At 63.9% G+C, this 19,852-nt stretch carries 13 protein-coding genes; 8 read left to right on the forward strand and 5 right to left on the reverse strand.

Features of this window, described 5'->3' with window-relative positions; translation table 11 throughout:
* The first annotated feature begins 2 nt into the window (after positions 1-2).
* A complete protein-coding gene (locus OSH05_RS16980; protein ID WP_104219240.1) occupies positions 3-845 on the forward strand; it encodes a ferritin-like domain-containing protein in 843 nt (280 codons plus the stop codon).
* A gap of 110 nt (positions 846-955) precedes the next feature.
* Positions 956-2,182: a peptidoglycan DD-metalloendopeptidase family protein gene (locus OSH05_RS16985; protein WP_165801589.1), complete on the forward strand. Its 1,227-nt coding sequence runs from the start codon at positions 956-958 to the stop codon at positions 2,180-2,182.
* 6 nt (positions 2,183-2,188) lie between these two features.
* Here OSH05_RS16985 and prfB read toward each other — a convergent pair.
* A protein-coding gene (gene prfB / locus OSH05_RS16990) for a peptide chain release factor 2 (RefSeq protein ID WP_104219242.1) occupies positions 2,189-3,320 on the reverse strand; the annotation gives its coding sequence in 2 pieces (ribosomal slippage) (positions 2,189-3,250 and positions 3,252-3,320; 1,131 coding nt in all).
* A 108-nt stretch (positions 3,321-3,428) separates the two neighbouring features.
* Between prfB and OSH05_RS16995 the strand changes: the two genes are divergently transcribed.
* Positions 3,429-4,025: a DUF4893 domain-containing protein gene (locus tag OSH05_RS16995; RefSeq protein ID WP_165801590.1), complete on the forward strand. Its 597-nt coding sequence runs from the start codon at positions 3,429-3,431 to the stop codon at positions 4,023-4,025.
* Positions 4,026-4,052: 27 nt separating this feature from the next.
* Here the strand turns inward: OSH05_RS16995 and mgtE are convergent, their stop codons facing one another.
* From mgtE to OSH05_RS17015, 4 genes are all read right to left on the reverse strand, one after another.
* Positions 4,053-5,417 carry a magnesium transporter gene (gene mgtE, locus OSH05_RS17000; protein WP_104219244.1) on the reverse strand — a complete coding sequence of 455 codons (1,365 nt, stop codon included), beginning with the start codon at positions 5,415-5,417 and terminating at the stop codon, positions 4,053-4,055.
* A gap of 272 nt (positions 5,418-5,689) precedes the next feature.
* Positions 5,690-6,133 (reverse strand): EamA family transporter, encoded by a 444-nt coding sequence (locus OSH05_RS17005; protein ID WP_407660404.1) that lies wholly within the window; start codon positions 6,131-6,133, stop codon positions 5,690-5,692.
* A 28-nt stretch (positions 6,134-6,161) separates the two neighbouring features.
* Positions 6,162-8,597 (reverse strand): penicillin-binding protein 1A, encoded by a 2,436-nt coding sequence (locus OSH05_RS17010; protein WP_104219245.1) that lies wholly within the window; start codon positions 8,595-8,597, stop codon positions 6,162-6,164.
* A gap of 320 nt (positions 8,598-8,917) precedes the next feature.
* Positions 8,918-10,162 carry an N-acetylmuramoyl-L-alanine amidase gene (locus OSH05_RS17015; RefSeq protein ID WP_266352642.1) on the reverse strand — a complete coding sequence of 415 codons (1,245 nt, stop codon included), beginning with the start codon at positions 10,160-10,162 and terminating at the stop codon, positions 8,918-8,920.
* 726 nt (positions 10,163-10,888) lie between these two features.
* Between OSH05_RS17015 and OSH05_RS17020 the strand changes: the two genes are divergently transcribed.
* The 5 genes from OSH05_RS17020 (at position 10,889) to OSH05_RS17040 (ending at position 19,846) form a co-directional block, all read left to right on the forward strand.
* Positions 10,889-13,639, forward strand: coding sequence for an Rne/Rng family ribonuclease (locus OSH05_RS17020; protein WP_104219247.1), 2,751 nt, complete (start codon positions 10,889-10,891; stop codon positions 13,637-13,639).
* Positions 13,640-13,969: 330 nt separating this feature from the next.
* Positions 13,970-14,374, forward strand: a complete 405-nt coding sequence (locus OSH05_RS17025; RefSeq protein ID WP_104219248.1) for an NADH:ubiquinone oxidoreductase subunit NDUFA12 — start codon at positions 13,970-13,972, stop codon at positions 14,372-14,374.
* 59 nt (positions 14,375-14,433) lie between these two features.
* Positions 14,434-14,838 (forward strand): Imm50 family immunity protein, encoded by a 405-nt coding sequence (locus tag OSH05_RS17030; RefSeq protein WP_104219249.1) that lies wholly within the window; start codon positions 14,434-14,436, stop codon positions 14,836-14,838.
* A gap of 188 nt (positions 14,839-15,026) precedes the next feature.
* Entirely contained in the window at positions 15,027-15,554 is a 528-nt protein-coding gene (locus OSH05_RS17035; RefSeq protein WP_104219250.1) for a hypothetical protein, read from the forward strand.
* A 584-nt stretch (positions 15,555-16,138) separates the two neighbouring features.
* Positions 16,139-19,846, forward strand: coding sequence for a vitamin B12-dependent ribonucleotide reductase (locus OSH05_RS17040; RefSeq protein WP_104219251.1), 3,708 nt, complete (start codon positions 16,139-16,141; stop codon positions 19,844-19,846).
* Positions 19,847-19,852: the final 6 nt, after the last annotated feature.

Genomic DNA, 19,852 nt, shown 5'->3' on the forward strand with positions numbered 1-19,852 from the left:
CCATGGCGGCGGCGAAACCCTTCTCCCTGGCCGCAGCCGCGGCACGGATCGTCGCGACAGCCGATCTGGACGAGAAGGTCGAACTCGCCTTCGCCGCGGCCAAGGGGTGGTTCGGGCGAAGCCTTTCGCTTTCGAGCGGCCCGTCCGACGGGGTCATGGCCGATCGCCCCGGACGTCCGCCCTTGCCCGAACTGGTGCCGCCGCGCGAGTTGCCGAAACGCTCGACCGGCTCGCTGCAGGGCCGAACTTCGCTCGTGCACTCGCTCTGCCACATCGAATTGAACGCCGTCGACCTGACTTGGGATCTCGTCGGCCGTTTCCACGGCACGGCGATGCCACGCTCATTCTATGACAATTGGGTCCAGGTCGGGTTGGAAGAGGCGAAGCACTTTTCGCTGCTGTCGCGTCGCCTCACGGACATGGGCTCTTTCTATGGCGCCCTTCCCGCCCATGACGGGCTCTGGCAGGCGACGCAGGAGACCGGCCATGATTTGCTCGCCCGCCTCGCCATCCTGCCGCTCGTCCTTGAAGCCCGCGGTCTCGACGTGACGCCGCCTCTCATCGAGAAGATGCGAGAGGTCGGCGACGGCGAGAGCGCGGCCATCCTGGATGTCATCTACCGCGACGAGCGCCGCCACGTCGCTTTCGGCTGTAAATGGTTCCGCTTCCTCTGCGACCGTCGCGGCCTGGCGCCGGAGCCGACCTTCCGCCGCCTCGTCATCCAGCATTTTCGGGGGCCGCTGAAGCCTCCCTTCAACGATTTCGCCCGCGCGGAAGCGGGCCTTACACCGGGCTTCTATCGTCCGCTGGTGCGGCCGCTGCCCGCAACGTCAACCGTTGATTAACCTTAACAACCTCTAATCCAGCGTGATCCGGCCTGCCGCCGGAGCCATCCACTGTTTGAGGTTGCGCGATGCCGAGTCCCCGTCCCGCGGCGGCCCAACGCCAGGAGCCAATGCGGGAGCCGACGAGACGAACCGCCCACAAGCCGACGCGGATCCTGCTTGCCCGTGGGGATCACGTTCAGGCGATCCATATCCACCCCCGCACGCTCGCGCTGGCCGGCGGCGCGCTCGTCCTGTTCTCGGTGCTCTATTTCGGTGCGACCGCCTATCTGTTCCTTCGGGACGATCTGCTCCGCAGCTCGGGCGGGCAACAGGAGCGGTTGCTGGAAGGCTATGAGGATCGCATCTCGGCGCTCCGGAACGAGATCGACCGCCTGACCTCACGCCGCGCCGTCGACCACGCCACGGTGGCGGAAAAAGTCGACCGGCTGATCGACATGCAGCAGACGCTCGAGGAGCGCCAGCAGATGCTGGCACGCCTTGCCGATGCCGCCCGCAAGGCCGGCTTCGATCTGCCGCCGCCGATGCCGGCAGCAAAGCCGGCCGGAGGCCCACAAGCTTCCGTGGTCCCGGTTGCGGCGCCTGTTGCTATCCTTGCTTCTGCGGTGCCGCCCTTGTCCGGCAATGCCGCCCCTCCCCCGGCGGTCCTGGACCAGATGGCCGATACGATCGGCACCATGGAGTCGGATCAGCAGCAGTTGGTCGATGCGCTGGGCCAGCGCGTCGCGGGCCGAACCGAGCGGATCGCCAGCATTCTCAAGCGCCTCGGACACAAGCTGCCCCGCGCCAAGGCCGAAGATGTCGGCGGCCCGTTCGTGCCGATACCGGCCGGCGGCAACAGCCTTGGGCGCTTCGATGCCGGCGTGGAGACGCTTTCGGACGAGCTTGGCCGGCTTGCGCGGGCCAGGAACTTCATCCGTTCGCTTCCTCTAACGAGGCCGATCGCCAACGCCTACATCACCAGCGGTTTCGGCCAAAGAGCGGATCCGTTCCTCGGGCGGCCAGCGATGCATACCGGCATCGACTTTCGCGCGGAGCGCGGCACACCCGCACGCGCCGTCGCGGCTGGCAAGGTCATCGCCGCAGGATGGGACGGCGGTTACGGCAATATGGTCGATATCGATGCCGGCAACGGCATTGTTACCCGCTACGGCCATCTCTCCTCGATCGACGTCAAGATCGGCGATCGCGTGTCCGTCGGCGCCAAGGTTGGACGTGTCGGATCCACGGGTCGCTCGACCGGGCCGCACCTCCACTACGAGATCCGGGTCGACGGCGAGCCGATCGATCCGATGCGCTATCTGAACGCCGCCGACGAGCTGGCGGCGCTGCAATAGGCCGGGTCAGTCGAGGTCCGAAACCTCGACCCCCTCGCCGCCACCGAGGCGCTGGGCGAGCGCCGCTTCCATGAATTCATTCAGATCGCCATTCAGCACGTCCTGCGGACTGGTGCTCTCCGTGCCGGTCCGAAGATCCTTCACAAGCTGGTAGGGCTGCAGGACATAGGAACGGATCTGGTGACCCCAGCCGATGTCCTTCTTGGTCGATTCCGTCGCCATCGCCGCCGCTTCACGCCGTTCCAGCTCGGCCTCATAGAGGCGCGAGCGCAGCATGTCCCAAGCCGCGGCGCGGTTCTTGTGCTGCGAGCGCTCGTTCTGGCACTGCACGACGATGCCGGATGGGATGTGCGTGATGCGCACGGCGGAATCGGTCGTGTTGATGTGCTGGCCTCCGGCGCCCTGGGCTCGGTAGGTGTCGATGCGGCAATCGCTCTCGTTGATCTCGATGTCGATGGAGTCGTCGACGACCGGGTAGACCCAGACGCTGGCGAAGCTCGTATGGCGCCGGGCGCTCGAATCATAAGGCGAGATGCGGACGAGGCGGTGCACGCCCGACTCGGTCTTCAGCCAGCCATATGACTGCTCACCCTTGATCAGCAGGGTCGCGGATTTGATGCCTGCCTCTTCGCCGTCGTGCAATTCCATGATCTCGACCTTGCGGCCCGATTGCTCCGACCAGCGCGTATACATGCGCATTAGCATGTTGGCCCAATCCTGGCTCTCCGTCCCGCCGGCACCGGCATGGACTTCGAGATAGGTGTCGTTGCCGTCGGCCTCGCCGGACAGCATGGACTGGACCTGGCGCTTGCGGACGCCCTGCTTCAGTTCAAAAATTGCAGCTTCCGCGTCGGCGACGATCGAGGGGTCGCCCTCGGCCTCACCCATCTCGATCAGTTCGAGATTGTCGGCCAGATCACGCTCGCTGGCCTCGACCGCCTTGATCCCGTCTTCGAGGTTCTGACGCTCGCGCATCAGCTTCTGGGCCTTCTGCGGATCGTCCCAGAAATTGGGCGTCTCCGAGAGCGCGTTCAGTTCGAGCAGGCGCCGGTTTGCACGGTCCCAGTCAAAGATGCCTCCTCAGCAGGGTTATGCCCTGCTTGATCTCGTCGACGATCGTTTCGATCTCGGCCCGCATAAGTCCATATCCAATCGCGTCGGCGTGCACTCATTGCCCACCGGGAGGCGCGAACATAGTGTCGTGATCCCGCTCTGTAAACCGAGGCCAACGGAGGAACGACACCCCATGCAGCCCCCATTTTTGACCTCACGCCTCCTCGCCATCGCCTTCCTGTTCGCCGCGTCGGCGGCGTTGGCGAGCGGAACTTTGACTGAGCAAACGCTGACCGCCGCCGACAAGGCACGGCTTGCGGCGTTCGAAACGACCCGAAAAGATGCGATCGCTGAAGCGAAGTCCGGCGGCAGTCCGGCCGACGTCAAAACGCTATCCGCGATCCTCGCCGGCGCGCCGCAGCCGATCCTTGGTGTGGACATACGGGGGAACTATCGCTGCCGGACCGTGAAGCTCGGCGGCCTGCCGCCGCCTCTCACCGTGTATGGCTGGTTCAACTGCCGGATCGACGAGGACGATATCGGCTACCGCCTCGTCAAGACGACCGGGTCGCAGCGCCTGTCGGGCCATTTTATCGACGACAGTAGGACACGACTCCTATATTACGGCGCCTCCCACTATTCGGACGAGAAGCCGAAGGCCTATGGCGCCGACCCGGCCCGCGACCAGGTCGGCTATTTCTTCAAGGTCGGGTCCGGCCGCTATCGGCTCGAAATGCCGCTGCCGCAATATGAATCGAAGTTCGACATCATCGAACTGGTGAAGCGGTAGGATGCTGGGGCCAATCGGCCCCGGCGCCTAGAGCAGCGTCCCATGCAGGATCACCGAGGCGATCGTGAAATAGATCACAAGGCCGGTCACATCGACGAGTGTCGCCACGAAGGGCGCCGAGGCGCTCGCCGGGTCGAAGCCGAGCCGCTTCATGACGAAGGGCAACATCGAGCCCGCCATGGAGCCGAAGAGCACGATACCAACAAGGCCACAGCCGACCGTAAGGGCGACCAGGAACCAGAATTGGCCGTAATCATGCAGGCCGAACAGCTGCCAGGCCGTGATGCGGATAAAGCCGAGAGAACCCAGGATCAGGCCGAGCGAAAAGCCGCTCGGCAATTCGCGCAGCGCGACACGCCACCAATCCTTCAGACGGATTTCGCCAAGCGCAAGGGCCCGAATGATCAGCGATGTCGCCTGTGACCCGGAATTGCCGCCGGAGCTCATGATGAGCGGGATGAACAGCGTCAGAACGATGGCCTTTTCGAGCTCGGTCTCGAAATGCTGCATGGCTGTCGCGGTCAGCATCTCGCCGATGAATAGCGCGGAAAGCCAGCCGGCCCGCTTGCGCATCATCCTCAGAAAGCTGATCTCCATATAGGGCTCGTCCAGCGCCTCCATACCGCCGAATTTCTGAACATCCTCTGTGCTTTCCTCGAGGATGGTGTCGATGATGTCGTCGACGGTGACGATGCCTATGACATGATGGCGCTCATCCACGACCGGGACGGCGATGAGATCATATTTCGAGAACAGGCGCGCCGCGTCCTCGCGGTCTGTGGTTGGCTTGACCGTCACCGGCTTGCTGTGGCGGGCAGCCGCGAGCACAGGCTCCGACGGGTTGGTGGTGATCAGCCTGCGGAGCGTCACGGTCTGCAGCAGAGCCCCCGTCTCGGGATGCAGCACGCAGATCGTGTAGATCGTCTCGCGGCTCTTCTCTACCTGGCGGATATGATCGAGCGTCTGGGCTACGGTCCAGTTGGCCGGAACGCTGACGACCTCGGTGGTCATGATCGCGCCGGCGCTGCCCTCGGGATAGCCGGCAAGGTGGGAGACGGCCGTGCGGGTCTCACTATCGAGGCGCTCGATCAGTTGCGAGCGCTGCGGCTCCTCGATCTCGCCTAGCAGATCGGTAGCGCGGTCGGCCGACATGCCGGAGAGCAGCGTTGCCGCCCGCTCTAGCGGCATGTTGGCGACGACTTCGGCAGCATCCTCGAATTCTGGCTGGTCGAGAAGCTCGACCGCTCGATCATCCGACAGACTCGCGACGACATCCGCCGCGTCCTCCGGTTCCTGTTCGTTCAGATGCTCGACGATATCCGCGACATGGCCGCGCTCAAGATCGAGTTCTGCCACGTCGGCAGAACGCTCATCCAGGAGGTTCTTTTCCATAGCTCACCTGTTCACGATCGGCCGCCGTGCCGATCCTGGTGAGCCGATCGAAACCGGTCAGACCACTATCGCCACGGGCGGCAACCACATTCGACTGCTACTGTCGCTGGGCATGAGGTTGGGGGTTCCGGTTGTTGATGCTTCGCTTTCGCGGAGCGGCTCATGAGGTGCGCCAGGCACCGCGCGGCGTCAAGTGAATTCCATGCGACAGAATGCACGAGGCGATACGTGCAACCGCCTGTCCTGCCGTGGCTTTCGGGCGCCTGCGACCCTTAGCTGCGCATCGCCACCAGAATCGCGCCGAGCGCGATAAAGCCGACGCCGAGCCAGTTTTTGAAGGACAGTCTTTCACCGAGCAAGGCTACGCCGAAGACGGCAACCATCACGACGCTGAGCTTATCGATCGGGGCCACGCGAGCGGCATCGCCCAGTTTCAGCGCCCGGAAATGGCAAAGCCAGGATGCGCCGGTCGCAAGGCCCGACAGGACCAGAAAGACATAGGCGCGGGGCTGCACGGAGCCCAACGGCTGCCACTCGCCCAGCGCCGTCAGGATGAAGACGATCGTCAGCAGAATGACGATGGTGCGGATGAAGGTTGCAAAATCGGAATTGATGCCGCCGACGCCAATCTTGGCGAAGATCGCCGTCAGGGCGGCGAAGACGGCGGAGAGCGCTGCCCAAAAGAGCCACGAAGACTGGATCGACGATATCGGCATCCAGTCCTCGCGGTCGTAAAGCGGCGGATCAGTAGAGCCCGCCGGTTCCGGAGATCACGGCGCGATCGGCTTCCGGCGCGACGGTCAAGGGCTGACCATTGGCGTCTGTCTGGCCGATGATCGAATAGGTATCGGGCGGCCCCGTTCCGGGCTTGAACGCTTCGAGGATCGTCCCCGGAGAATCGGGATTGGCTCGCATGCCGGTCTTGCGATCGATCGGGATCAGCGTCAGCCCTTCGGGCATGCGGAACGGGATCGCGGGCTTGTCGGCCAGCGCCAGCTTGAAGAACTCGGTCGCGATCGGTGCCGCGGCCTGGCCGCCGGTTTCGCCGCGGCCCATCGGGCGTGGATTGTCATAGCCAAGGAACACACCGACGACGAGGTCAGGCGAATAGCCGATGAACCACGCGTCCTTGTAGTCGTTGGAGGTGCCGGTCTTGCCGGCGATCGGCTTGCCGACTTGCTTGACCACCGTCGCCGTACCGCGCTGGACGACGCCTTCCATCATCGACGTGATCTGGAAGGCCGTCATGGGATCGAGCACCTGCTCGCGATTATCCGTGATCGCCGGCTCATCCTGGTTCTTCCAGGAATCGGCGTCGCACCCCTCGCAGATGCGATCCTCATGCTTGTAGATCGTCTTGCCGAAACGATCCTGGATGCGATCGATCAGCGTCGGACGAACCTGGCGCCCGCCATTGGCGAACACAGAATATCCCGACACCATCTTGAGTACCGTCGTCTCCGAAGCGCCCAGCGCATTCGGTAGGAACGGCCCGAGATTATCGTAGACGCCGAAGCGCTTCGCATATTCGGCGACGAGCGGCATTCCCATGTCCTGGGCGAGGCGCACGGTCATGACGTTACGCGACTGCTCGATGCCGGTCCGGAGCGTCGATGGGCCGTAGAATTTCTGCGCATAGTTCTCCGGCCGCCAGATCGGCTGGCCGAAGCCCGGATCGATCTCGATCGGGGCGTCCATCACCACCGAAGACGGCGTGTAGCCATTGTCGAGCGCCGCGGCATAGACGAACGGCTTAAACGACGAGCCCGGCTGACGCATCGCCTGCGTTGCCCGATTGAACTCGCTTTCCGCATAGGAGAAGCCGCCATCCATGGCCAGGACGCGGCCGGTATGGGGATCCATGACGACCATCGCGCCTTCGATCTCCGGCACCTGGTGCAGGCGGAACGCGCCGGGCTTGCCATCGGCCGCCTCGACGTAAACGACGTCGCCGACCTTCAGCACACTCTCGACCGATTTGCGTCCACGCAGCGCCCAGCCCATCTCGGAAGCCGGGATCGTGCCGGTCTCGCGGTCGGCGAGCAACTTACCCGCACCGTCGCGGCCCGGCTGCAGTCCGATCTCGGCGCCGTCCTTACTGACTTCGGTGACGATCGCAAGACGCCACTCATAGATGTCGGAAAGCGCCGTCACGGAGCCGACCGCCTCACCCCAGTCGCCTGAGATCGGCACGTTCTTGACCGGCCCGCGCCAGCCCCGCTCCTCATCGAAGGAGACGAGACCGTTCATCAAGGCCTGGCGGGCGATGACTTGAAGGCCGGGGTCCAGCGAGGTCCGCACCGACAAGCCGCCCTCGTAGAGAGCCTTTTCGCCGTAGATCTGCATGAGCTGGCGACGCACTTCCTCGACGTAATAATCCGCGGCGAAGAGGTGCGGCTGAGAGGTGCGCTGCTTGACGCCGAGCGGCTGCGCCTTGGCGGCCGCGCCCTCGTCCGGCGTCGCGTAGCCGTTCTCGACCATGCGGTCGATGACCCAGTTGCGCCGCTCGATGGCGCGGTCGGGATAGCGGAAGGGGTTGTAGTTGTTCGGGCCCTTGGGCAAGGCGGCCAGATAGGCCGCCTCGGCGAGCGTCAGTTCATGCACGGACTTATCGAAATAGGACAGCGAAGCGGCGGCGACGCCGTAGGAGCCGAGACCGAGGAAAATCTCGTTCAGATAGAGTTCGAGGATCTTGTCCTTCGAATTCGCCTGCTCGATTCGAAGCGAGAGAATCGCTTCCTTGATCTTGCGGTCGATCGTGCGCTCGTTGGTGAGCAGGAAGTTCTTGGCGACCTGCTGGGTGATCGTCGAGGCGCCGATCATGCGGCCGTTCGAGGAGAGCGCCGAGATATTCTGCAGGCCGGCGCGTAAGATGCCGTAATAGTCGAGGCCGGAATGCTCGTAGAAATTCTTGTCTTCAGCCGAGATGAACGCTGCCTTGACGCGGTCGGGAACGGCCTGGATCGGCAGATAGAGCCGCCGCTCGCGGGCATATTCGGCCACGAGCTGGCCGTCGGCCGCGTGGATCCGCGTGGTTACCGGCGGCTCATACTTCGCCAGAACCTCAACCGATGGCAGGCCGCCCGTCAGACTCGAGACGTACCAGGCCACACCCGCTGCAACCACCAGAAAAAACACGGCGCCTATCCCAAATAAATAGCCGATCAGTCGCAGAAACATGTCGCTCGCGTTCCCCGTCGATCCGCCATCCTCGGCAAACCGGCCTGCCGAAAGGACGAATCCCGGTCAGAATTCCATTCCGGCCCGAAAGCAACGCCTCCCGGCAGCTGACTCGTGTCAGACGGAGCGCGCGACCCATTCCAGGTGCCGACTATCGTCGAGTAGCTTCCGCAAAGGTTCGGCACTTCCAGGCTCCAACCCAATCGTCCGGTTTCGATAGACCCGATATGGTCTCTCTTCCAGCCGATTTGTGGAGATTGTGGGGCGCACTCGCCTCCAGCCGGCCGCGGCCGCCCGCCGTGTCCTCGCGGCAACAGCCCTCATGGCGTCGACGCCGCCGGCGTGATGCTGCCCGTCGACTGAGCCACCCGCATGCGGAAATAGCTGTCGATCGCCTGCTTCATCGCCGTGGCGGTGCTCTGCTGCCATTCGGTGGATTTCAGCAACTTCTCGTCATCCGGGTTCGACAAATAACCAAGCTCGACCAGCGCAGAGGGCACGTCCGGGGCCTTCAGGACAACGAACCCGGCCTGCTGGTGCGCGTGCTTGAAGAAGTGCACCTTGGGACCGAGTTCCTTGATCATATTGCGCGCGAAGACGACTGCGAAATTCTTCGTCTCCCGGCGCGCGAGATCGATCAGAATGTCCGAGACCTCGTTGGTATCCTCGGTGATGGCAACGCCGGCAAGAATATCGGACTTGTTTTCCGATTCGGCGATCTGCGCCGCCATGCGGTCCGAGGCCTTTTCCGACAGCGTGTAGATCGTTGCGCCCCGCACGTCGCCGCCCCAGAACGAATCGGCGTGGATGGAGACAAAGAGGTCGGCACGGCGGGCGCGGGCGAAGGCGACGCGGCCGCCGAGCGAGACGAAGGTATCGTCGCTCCGCGTCATCGACACATCATAGCGCCCGTCCGCCGCCAGCTTGGCCTCAAGAATTTCGGCGAAAGAGAGGACGATGTCCTTCTCCATCGTGCCCGACTTGGCGATCGCACCGGAATCGATGCCGCCATGACCCGGATCGATGACAATCCGCAGCCGGCCGTCAGAAGCCTGCGCGGGCGCCGCCGGAGCCGTCGCCTCCTGGGCCGCAACGGCAGCCTTCTCGGCGCTTCGATAGGTGCGGACGGCGTCGGCGAACGCCTCACGGGTCGTCGGCACCATGTCGACGACGAGTTTCGCCGGCTGGTCGCCGGCCGGCGGCAGAACGAAGGATTTGTCGACGGAGACCGGAGCTGTCAGGTCGAGGACGATGCGGGACTTGCCGGCCGATATCATGCCGTAGCGGAACGCCGAGGCGAGACCCTTGCCCGAGGCTCCCGCCCCGTCCGGCAGCGCGAACCGAACCCGCGGCAGATCGATGACCACCCGATCCGGCTCGTCGAGAACGAACACTGAAACGTCCGTTGCCTCGCTCAAATCCATAACAAAGCGCGTGCGCTGGTCGTCGCCAACGATCCGCGCGTCGTGAGCCACCACTTCGGAAGCCGCCGGATCGGCCGTAATCGCAGGCGCACTATTGGCCGGCGCGGCCGACAGCAGCGCGACCGCGCAAGCCGTAGCCACGATCCGTCCGACCCACCGGAACAAGGATCCGGCCGATGTTATGCGTCGCTTCTGCATGCGTTCCGCTGGTTCGATCTGTCCGCCGTGGCGGACCACCGCTATGTAGACGATTAGGCGTGAATGGTTAACCCAAACTTCACGCGAGCGCTTCCGATCGCCCGTCTTCCCAGCTGCCGGCCCCGATTTCAAGAACCTTGCCAAGAATCGTCCTGTTGCCTAAAAGGAACGACGGAATTCATCCTCCAACCGGTACGCCGCATAAGTGGCAAATCCGGTGCGATGCGGTGGGGCTACGAGGGACAGTCAGGCCAGAGGCTAGGCCTTGGTTGTCTTGCGAATGTCTTGCGCTCAAACTGGTGCTCGGTCGGAGGATGGGACAGGCATCCTCGCCGCGCATGGCGTTCCTATTTTCCACGCGCATTTTGAGGGTCGCCTGCGGTCAAGACAGCGGGCTTGCTAGGCTCGCCTGTCTCCCCTTGGAGGCGCCGTCCCCGCGCCCCCGCGAAGTACAGGTTTCAAGCGCGTATTCATGGTTCTGCCGATATTTCCCCTCTCCGCCAGCAAGGTACCGGACCGTTCCGGCGCCGGGGCGTCGATGGGTCCGGCGGGGGAACGCGCGCTCCTATCCTTCTTCTTCCCCCATAATCGTCTCCGCGCGACCAGCGCGGCATCGGCGCACTGCGCCGGCCGCAGCCTCGCGCGCGGAGGCCCCGGAGAGTTTTCAATATGGCGAACAAGATGCTCATCGATTCCACCCATCCCGAGGAGACTCGGGTGGTGGTGGTGCGCGGCAACCGGGTCGAGGAATTCGACTTCGAGTCCGCGAGCCGCAAGCAGCTGCGTGGCAATATCTATCTAGCCAAGGTCACGCGCGTCGAGCCGTCGCTGCAGGCCGCCTTTGTCGAATATGGCGGCAATCGCCACGGCTTCCTGGCTTTTTCCGAAATCCACCCGGACTATTACCAGATTCCCGTCGCCGACCGTCAGGCGCTGATCGACGCCGAAGAGGCTGAAGAGCGCGAGGCGGAAGAGCGGGCGACGCGCCAGAGCGCTCGCCGCCAGCCCCGTTCGTCGAGCCGCCAGGCCGCAGCCGGATCCGACCAGGTTTCCGAATCACCGTCCGAAAGTGGCGAGCCAGCGGAGGGCACTGCCTCCGATGAAGCGCGTTCGTCCGACGAAGCGTCGGCCGCTTCCGAGGGGACCGAGACCAACGACGCGGAAGGCACGGACAACGATCATCCCGAACTCGACGCGCCCGCTTCCGACAGCCATGTCGAAGAGGTCGGCGCCGAGGAAGAGCATCCCGAGGACCAGGTCGAATCGGTCGGTGCCGAGGACGCGCTCGAGGAGCTTCCGGAGCGGCGGCGCGCCCGTGCCCGCCAATACAAGATTCAGGAAGTGATCAAGCGCCGCCAGGTGCTGCTCGTCCAGGTCGTGAAGGAAGAGCGCGGCAACAAGGGCGCGGCGCTCACCACCTATCTCTCGCTCGCCGGTCGTTATTCCGTGCTGATGCCGAACACGGCCCGCGGCGGCGGCATTTCGCGCAAGATCACCAACACGGCCGACCGCAAGCGGCTTAAGGAAGTCGCGCAGGATCTCGAAGTGCCGGAAGGCATGGGCGTCATCCTCCGGACGGCCGGCGCCTCGCGCACCAAGGCCGAGGTCAAGCGCGACTTTGAATATCTGCTGCGCCTTTGGGAGAATGTCCGTGAGCTGACGCTGCGTTCGGCGGCGCCGACCCTCGTCTATGAGGAAGGCAGCCTGATCAAGCGGTCGATCCGTGATCTCTACAACAAGGACATCGACGAGGTTCTCGTCGCCGGCGATGACGGCTATCGCGAGGCCAAGGACTTCATGCGCATGCTCATGCCGAGTCATGCCAAGAATGTTCAGCCCTATCGCGAGACGCAGCCGATCTTCGCGCGCTACGCCGTCGAGGCGCAGCTCGACGCGATGTTCTCACCCCAGGTAACGCTGAAGTCCGGCGGCTATCTGGTGATCAACCAGACCGAGGCGCTCGTCGCCATCGATGTGAATTCGGGCCGCTCGACGCGCGAGCACAATATCGAAGACACCGCCTACCAGACCAATCTGGAAGCGGCCGAGGAAGTGGCGCGCCAGTTGCGCCTGCGCGATCTCGCCGGCCTTATCGTCATCGACTTCATCGACATGGAGGAGAAGCGCAACAACCGGGCGGTCGAGAACAAGCTCAAGACGGCGCTGAAGAACGATCGCGCGCGCATCCAGGTCGGCCGGATCTCGCATTTCGGCCTGATGGAAATGTCGCGCCAGCGCATTCGCACCGGCGTCGTCGAAAGCTCGATGGAGGTCTGCCCGCACTGCCATGGCACCGGCCATGTCCGTGCGCCGGCATCGGTCGCGCTGCATGTGTTGCGTTCGATCGAGGACGGCCTGCTCAAGGGTGCGACCCACAATCTGATCATCCGCACGCGCACCGTCGTCGCGCTTTATATCCTCAACCAGAAGCGCACCCATCTCGCGGAGATCGAGCAGAGCTTCGGCATCTCGATCACCATTCTGGCGGACGAGACCGTTGCCTCCGCAGCGCATTACACGCTGGAGCGCGGCGAGCCCGTCGTGCCGCGTGAGTTGCCCGCGCCGCCGCCTGTGATCGTGCAGCCCGATTCGATCGAGCCGGAAGAGGAAGCCGCCGAGGCGGAAGAGGAAGCCGAGGTCGAGGTCGAAGCCGAGGCGACCGAGACTGAGCCCTCGACGGCCAGCGCCGAGCGCGAAGACGGAGCGCGCCGCAAGCGCCGCCGTCGTCGGCGTCGTCGGGGTGCCGACGGCGCTGTCGTGCCGGGTGATGCCGCCGCAGGCGAAGCCGGCGACGCAGAGACCGCCGACGACGAGACTGGCGAAGATGCCGGCGAAGACAGTGCCGACGCTGAACCGGTCGAGGCCCGCGAGGGTGAAGCCGGCGATGCGAACGACACCGAGGAAGGCCGCCGCCGCCGCCGCCGCGGACGTCGGGGCGGCCGTCGCGGCCGCCGGGCACCCGGCGATGTCGAGGGCAGCGAGGACGAGGCAGCCGGCGAATCGGGACAGGCGGCACTCGAACTCGACGAAACCGGCGAAGTGCAGTCCGAGGGCTTCATCGAAGTCGAGCCGGAAGGCATTCGCGACATCGACCCCGAGGATGCCGGCGACCGCCTGATCGCGGACGATATCCCCGTCGCCGATGTCGGGGAGATGGAGGTTCCGCTGTTCGACCCAATCGACGACCAGCCGGAACTCGACATGCCAGAGGTCGGCGATACGGAAGACGATGAGCCCGAAGACGAGGCCCAGGGACTTCATATCACCACCGAGGATGTGATCTCGCGTCAGAGCGCCGATCCGGAAGGCCTAGACGACGAATCCATGGTCGACGGGCCCAATACCCAGCCTCCGGCCGAGCCCGAGGCGCCAGTCGAGGACAGCCGGCCCAAGCGGGGCGGCTGGTGGCAGCGTCGCTAGACGCTTCGAGCGGCTAGAGCATCGGACCGAAAAGTGGAATCCGGTTTTCGGGTCCATCCGATGCGAAGACAAAGAGATAGATTGCCTCTTCGCGTCCGGTAGGACGCACGGCGATCTAGGCCGTCGTGCAAAAGGCCCGCGCGGTTCGCGCGGGCCTTTTGCATTTCAAAGATCGAGGACGAGGCACGTCGCGGCCGCCGGTCTCTTGGGGCGCACCGCGACGGATGAGCGCAAGAGAGCGTCGATCGGGGACTCGCCGGCCGAGGGCTTTGACTTGGCCAGCGCGTGGCGCCATAAGGCTGTCAGGACCTTGAACGGAGACTGCCGCGGATGGGCTGGTTCCTGACCGAACTCTTTACCTGGTGGAACGGCCAGACCATGGGCACGCGCTTCTTTACGTGGCGCAAGGGCGAAAAGGTCGGCACCGACGAATTCGGCAACACCTATTACCGCACGCCCGACAAGTACCACACGGCCGGCGGATCGGCTGAACGGCGCTGGGTCATCTATAATGGCTATGCCGAGGCGTCGAAGATTCCGACCGGCTGGCACGGCTGGATGCACCACCGCATCGACACGCCGCCCTCCTCCCAGGACTACAAGCCGCTCGATTGGCAGAAGCCGCACAAGGCGAACCCTACCGGTACGCCCCTCGCCTATCGGCCCAAGGGCTCAATCGTCGGCGCCGACCAGCGCCCCCGCGTCGCCGCCGACTACGACGCCTGGACGCCCTAGTTCGGATTTTTGGGGACGCTCCGTTCCAGTCAAGCTGTCTTGTGCCTTTCGGGCGTTCGATGAGTGAAACAGTCGATGTCCCTGGATGGTCAAACCTAGTCGCTTGGTTTGGCGGGAGGCCAACGTTTCACGATGCCGAGGTCATCAGCCTCGATTTGAGACGGGACCCAGAAGAATCGGTGTTGCGCGTTCACACGTGGCAAATGACCTCCGATCTCGATGAGCGAGGCTACTTCATCCTCGATCGGCACGTCATCGTTCGCTTCATCCTCGCAGGCATTTCTGCTTTGGAACTGAGTGAGTGGAGCGCTCAAAACGTCATCTTTGGGCTGGCGCTATCGCGCGACGAGCGTGGCTATCGCATCGAACTTCATTCGATCTTTGGGATAGGCGGCGTAATCATCGCCAACAGCCTCCGGGTAGACCACGAAGCTATAGACGGGGCACAAGCTGTTGGCGGTTGATCACAATTCGGCCGCGAGAAGGGCCGCAGCGCGACGTTCGGGTTCGATCCGGACGGCAATCTGACAACGCTAGCCGAGCCGATCGGCGCACGCCCCTGTCCCTGTGACGCCGATCATATCGCCATCCCGACGGCTCGAATAGCAACGCCCCGTTCGCGGCCGGAATCGCCGCCGAGCTGGAGGTTGTCATGGTTCGTTCCGCCCTCGCCGTGCTCGCGGCGGTTCTGGCGCTCGCTCCGCCCGCCGAAGGGCGGACTTTTGACAGCCGCTATTCCCGCTTCGATTATGCGAGTTGCCCGGAGGGCAAGACGCCCGAGCCCGGCATCATCGAGGTCCGGATCTGCCGCGGGCTGGGGCCGATCGACGTGGTCTGGACGGCCGAGCCGGATAGTTCCGAGGTCAGGTTCGGCACCGATACCCCCGACGAGGTCCTCGGACTCGGCGACTTCCACGAGGCAGGCGATACGGTCGAATGGCGCCTGCGCAGTCGCAACGGACGGGCCACCGCCATTGCCGCCATCATCCGTTATTGGACCGGAACCAATATCGGCCGCCTTGATCGCAGCCGTCTCGTCGTCTACCGGATCGAGCCTTCGGGCCGCTCCTGCGTCATTGGCCTCGTCGATAGCAGCCGCCCCAATGCCAATGCCGAGGCGCGGCAGATCGCCGATCGCTGGAGTGCCGACTTCGTCTGCGGCGTCTCGGCCCGTCGTTGATTCGGGATCCATCCACCGCTCGACACAGTCCAAACTATTCCGCCTGCCTGTGGAAATAGAGGATAGTCTGAAGCCCGTCGCGTGGCTGTCGTGAAGGCGTCGCAGAGCGCCCGCGGGGGCGGAACGTCGGAAATCCCGGCTCTTCGCCATGCCCTGCCCGCCCCGACGGGCCGCCGCCCACAGATGCACCTTCCTGTCCAGATGTAGGCGGAAAAGTTTTGTCGGCTACCATTCCTTGACGCTCTTGTCGGACTCGGCATAGCTTCTGGCTCGTTAGCGTTGGAATGCGCGCCGGAGCGTTTCAGTCCGGATTTTCCAGGTCTTCACGCGTAATCACGAGGCAGGCGGCGATTGGTGACGATCGCGGCAACGGTGCCTCTTTGTCGTGGATTTCCAGCCTGACGGCTGGTCTGACCGGGACAGAAACACTATATTTAGAGTTCCTGCGTAAGCTGACCCACAAGATGATGGTTCGGATGAACCAGAGTCGTCAGGTCGCGTTGGACAAGGGCAATGGTCGGCCTATGATGAGGTCGGCCCGTGGCGGGTTGCTCCCGCTATTGAAGAAAGAGGCTTGGACGAGGATGCGGATCGAACGTCGCTACACCACCGAGGGGCAGTCTGCCTATGCCGGTATCGAGTTCCGGACGACCAAGAGCGAGATCCGCAATCCGGATGGCTCGGTCGTTTTCCGTCTCGAGGGCATTGCCGTGCCGTCGAGCTGGAGCCAGGTGGCGGCGGATATCATCGCGCAGAAATACTACCGTAAGGCCGGCGTCCCGGCGCGGTTGAAGCGTGTCGAGGAGAACGACGTCCCCTCCTTCCTGTGGCGCTCGGTCGCCGACGAGAAGGCCTTGGCCGCCCTCCCTGAGAGCGAGCGCTATGTCGGCGAAGTCGATTCCCGCCAGGTCTTCGACAGGCTCGCCGGCACCTGGACCTATTGGGGCTGGAAGGGCGGCTATTTCGATAGCGAGACCGACGCGCAGGCCTTCTTCGACGAATTGCGCTTCATGCTGGCGACGCAGAAGGTGGCGCCGAACAGCCCGCAATGGTTCAACACCGGCCTGCACTGGGCCTATGGCATCGACGGGCCGAGCCAAGGCCATTTCTATGTCGACTACAAGACCGGCAAGCTCACCAAGTCGAAGTCGTCCTACGAGCATCCGCAGCCGCATGCCTGCTTCATCCAGGGGGTGAATGACGACCTCGTGAATGAGGGCGGCATCATGGACCTCTGGGTGCGTGAGGCGCGCCTGTTCAAATATGGCTCCGGCACCGGCTCCAATTTTTCGGCGCTGCGCGGCGAGGGCGAGCGGCTTTCGGGCGGCGGCAAGTCGTCGGGCCTGATGAGCTTCCTGAAGATCGGCGACCGCGCGGCGGGCGCGATCAAGTCGGGCGGCACGACGCGCCGGGCGGCCAAGATGGTCGTGGTCAATGCCGACCATCCCGATATCGAGAACTACATCAACTGGAAGGTGCGCGAGGAGCAGAAGGTCGCGGCGCTGGTCACCGGCTCCAAGATCAATGCGCAACACCTCAAGGCGGTCCTGAAGGCCTGCGTCAATTGTGAGGGCTCGGGCGATGATTGCTTCGACCCAGCCAAGAACCCGGCGCTGAAGCGCGAGATCCGGGCTGCCAAGAAGGCGATGGTGCCGCAGAACTATATCCTGCGCGTCATCCAGTTCGCCAAGCAGGGCTACACCGACATCGACTTCCCGATCTACGACACCGATTGGGACTCGGAAGCCTATCTGACGGTCTCGGGCCAGAATTCGAACAATTCCGTCTCGATCTCGGACGAGTTCCTGCGCGCCGTCGAGACCGATGGCGACTGGAAGCTGATCCGCCGCACCGACGGCAAGGTCGCCAAGACGCTCAAGGCGCGCGAACTTTGGGAACAGATTGGCTATGCCGCCTGGGCCTCCGCGGATCCGGGACTGCATTTCAACACCACGATGAACGAGTGGCACACCAGCCCGGCCTCGGGGCGCATCAACGCGTCCAATCCGTGCTCGGAATATATGTTCCTCGACGATACGGCCTGCAACCTGGCGTCGCTGAATCTTCTTCAGTTTCGCGCGCCGGATGGCTCCTTCGACGTCGATCATTATGAGCATGCCTGCCGGCTCTGGACCGTCGTGCTCGAAATCTCGGTGCTGATGGCGCAGTTCCCGTCGAAGGAGATCGCCGAACGCTCGTTCGAGTTCCGCACGCTCGGCCTCGGCTACGCCAATATTGGCGGCCTCTTGATGACCAACGGCATCCCTTATGACTCGGCTGAAGGCCGCGCCATCTGCGGCGCGCTGACCGCGATCATGACCGGCATCGCCTATGCGACCTCGGCCGAGATGGCCAAGGAACTCGGGCCGTTCCCGGGCTTCGCCAAGAACCGCGAGCCCATGCTCAAGGTCATCCGCAATCACCGCCGCGCCGCTCATGCCGAGACGCAGGGCTATGAAGGCCTCTCCGTCTTCCCGGTTCCGCTTGACCATGGCTCGCTCAAGGATGCTCGCCTGGGTGCGCATGCCAAGGCGGCCTGGGACAAGGCGCTGGCGCTTGGCGAGGCCCATGGCTATCGCAATGCGCAGGCGACCGTCGTCGCGCCGACCGGCACGATCGGCCTCGTCATGGATTGCGACACGACCGGCATCGAGCCAGATTTCGCGCTGGTCAAGTTCAAGAAGCTGGCCGGTGGCGGCTATTTCAAGATCATCAACCGCGCCGTGCCCGAGGCACTCAGGACGCTTGGCTATGCCGAGCACCAGATCGCCGAGATCGAGGCCTATGCCGTTGGCCATGGCTCGCTGAAGCAGGCGCCCGGCGTCAACCACACGAGCCTCAAGGCCAAGGGGTTCACCGACGCGGTGCTCGAGAAGCTGGAAGGCACCCTCGCCTCGGCCTTCGATATCAAGTTCGTCTTCAACAAATGGGCGCTCGGTGAGGAATTCCTCACCTCGATCGGCTTCACCGAAGCGCAGCTGAACGACCCGGCCTTCGAGATCTTAGCCGCGCTCGGCTTCTCGAAGAAGGAGATCGAGGCGGCGAACATCCATGTCTGCGGCGCGATGACGCTCGAAGGAGCGCCGTTCCTGAAACTGGAGCACTATGCGGTGTTCGACTGCGCCAATCCGTGCGGCAAGCTCGGCAAGCGCTATCTCTCGGTCGAGAGCCACATCCGCATGATGGCGGCGGCGCAGCCCTTCATTTCGGGCGCCATCTCCAAGACCATCAACATGCCCAACGACGCCACGGTGGAAGAGGCGAAGAACGCCTATATGCTGTCGTGGAAGCTGGCGCTGAAGGCCAACGCGCTCTATCGCGACGGCTCGAAGCTGTCGCAGCCGCTGAATTCGCAGATCCTCGCCGATGACGAGGACGACGCGGAGGAAGCCGCTGAGGCGCTGATGGCGAAGCCCGCCGCGGCGCGCGCCGAGCAGATCGCGGAGCGGATCGTCGAGCGGATCATCGAGCGCGAGGTGCGCAAGCGCGAGAAGATGCCGGATCGCCGTACGGGTTACACCCAGAAGGCCAATGTTGGTGGCCACAAGGTCTACCTCCATACCGGCGAATATCGCGACGGCCGCATCGGCGAGATCTTCATCGATATGCACAAGGAGGGCGCCGCCTTCCGCGCGATGATGAACAATTTCGCCATCGCCATCTCGCTTGGCCTGCAATACGGCGTCCCGCTGGAAGAATATGTCGAGGCCTTCGTGTTCACGCGCTTCGAGCCGGCCGGCATGGTCACCGGCAATGAGGCGATCAAGAACGCGACGTCGATCCTCGATTATGTGTTCCGTGAACTCGCCGTGTCCTATCTCGGACGCAACGATCTGGCCCACGTCATCCCGGACGATAACCACGCGACGTCGATCGGCGGCGGCGACGTCCCGACCAGCAAGCCGGCACAGGTCAGCCACGGCCTCGTCCGCGGCAAGACCGAGCGCTTCAAGCTCGTCGACAGCGCCGGTGAATCGAAGGGCGCCGCGGCTACCCCTGCGACCACGTCCTCGACGGTAACGGCGTTGCGCACGACCAGCCAGGTCGGCAGCACCGCAACGGCGTTCAAGCGCGATCTCGATATCGGGGCAGCGCCTGAGATGATTGTCGGCACGGTCGAACCCGTTGCGCCTTCCATCGCCCCCAAGATGAAAGCCGCCGAACAGGCCGCCATCGCCCGGATGAAGGGCTATGAGGGCGAAAGCTGCACCGAATGCGCGAACTTCACGATGGTGCGGAACGGCACCTGTCTGAAGTGCGATACGTGCGGGAATACGAGCGGGTGTAGTTGACATCGA

It is taken from the genome of Kaistia algarum (assembly GCF_026343945.1).
Taxonomy (GTDB): Bacteria; Pseudomonadota; Alphaproteobacteria; order Rhizobiales; family Kaistiaceae; genus Kaistia; species Kaistia algarum.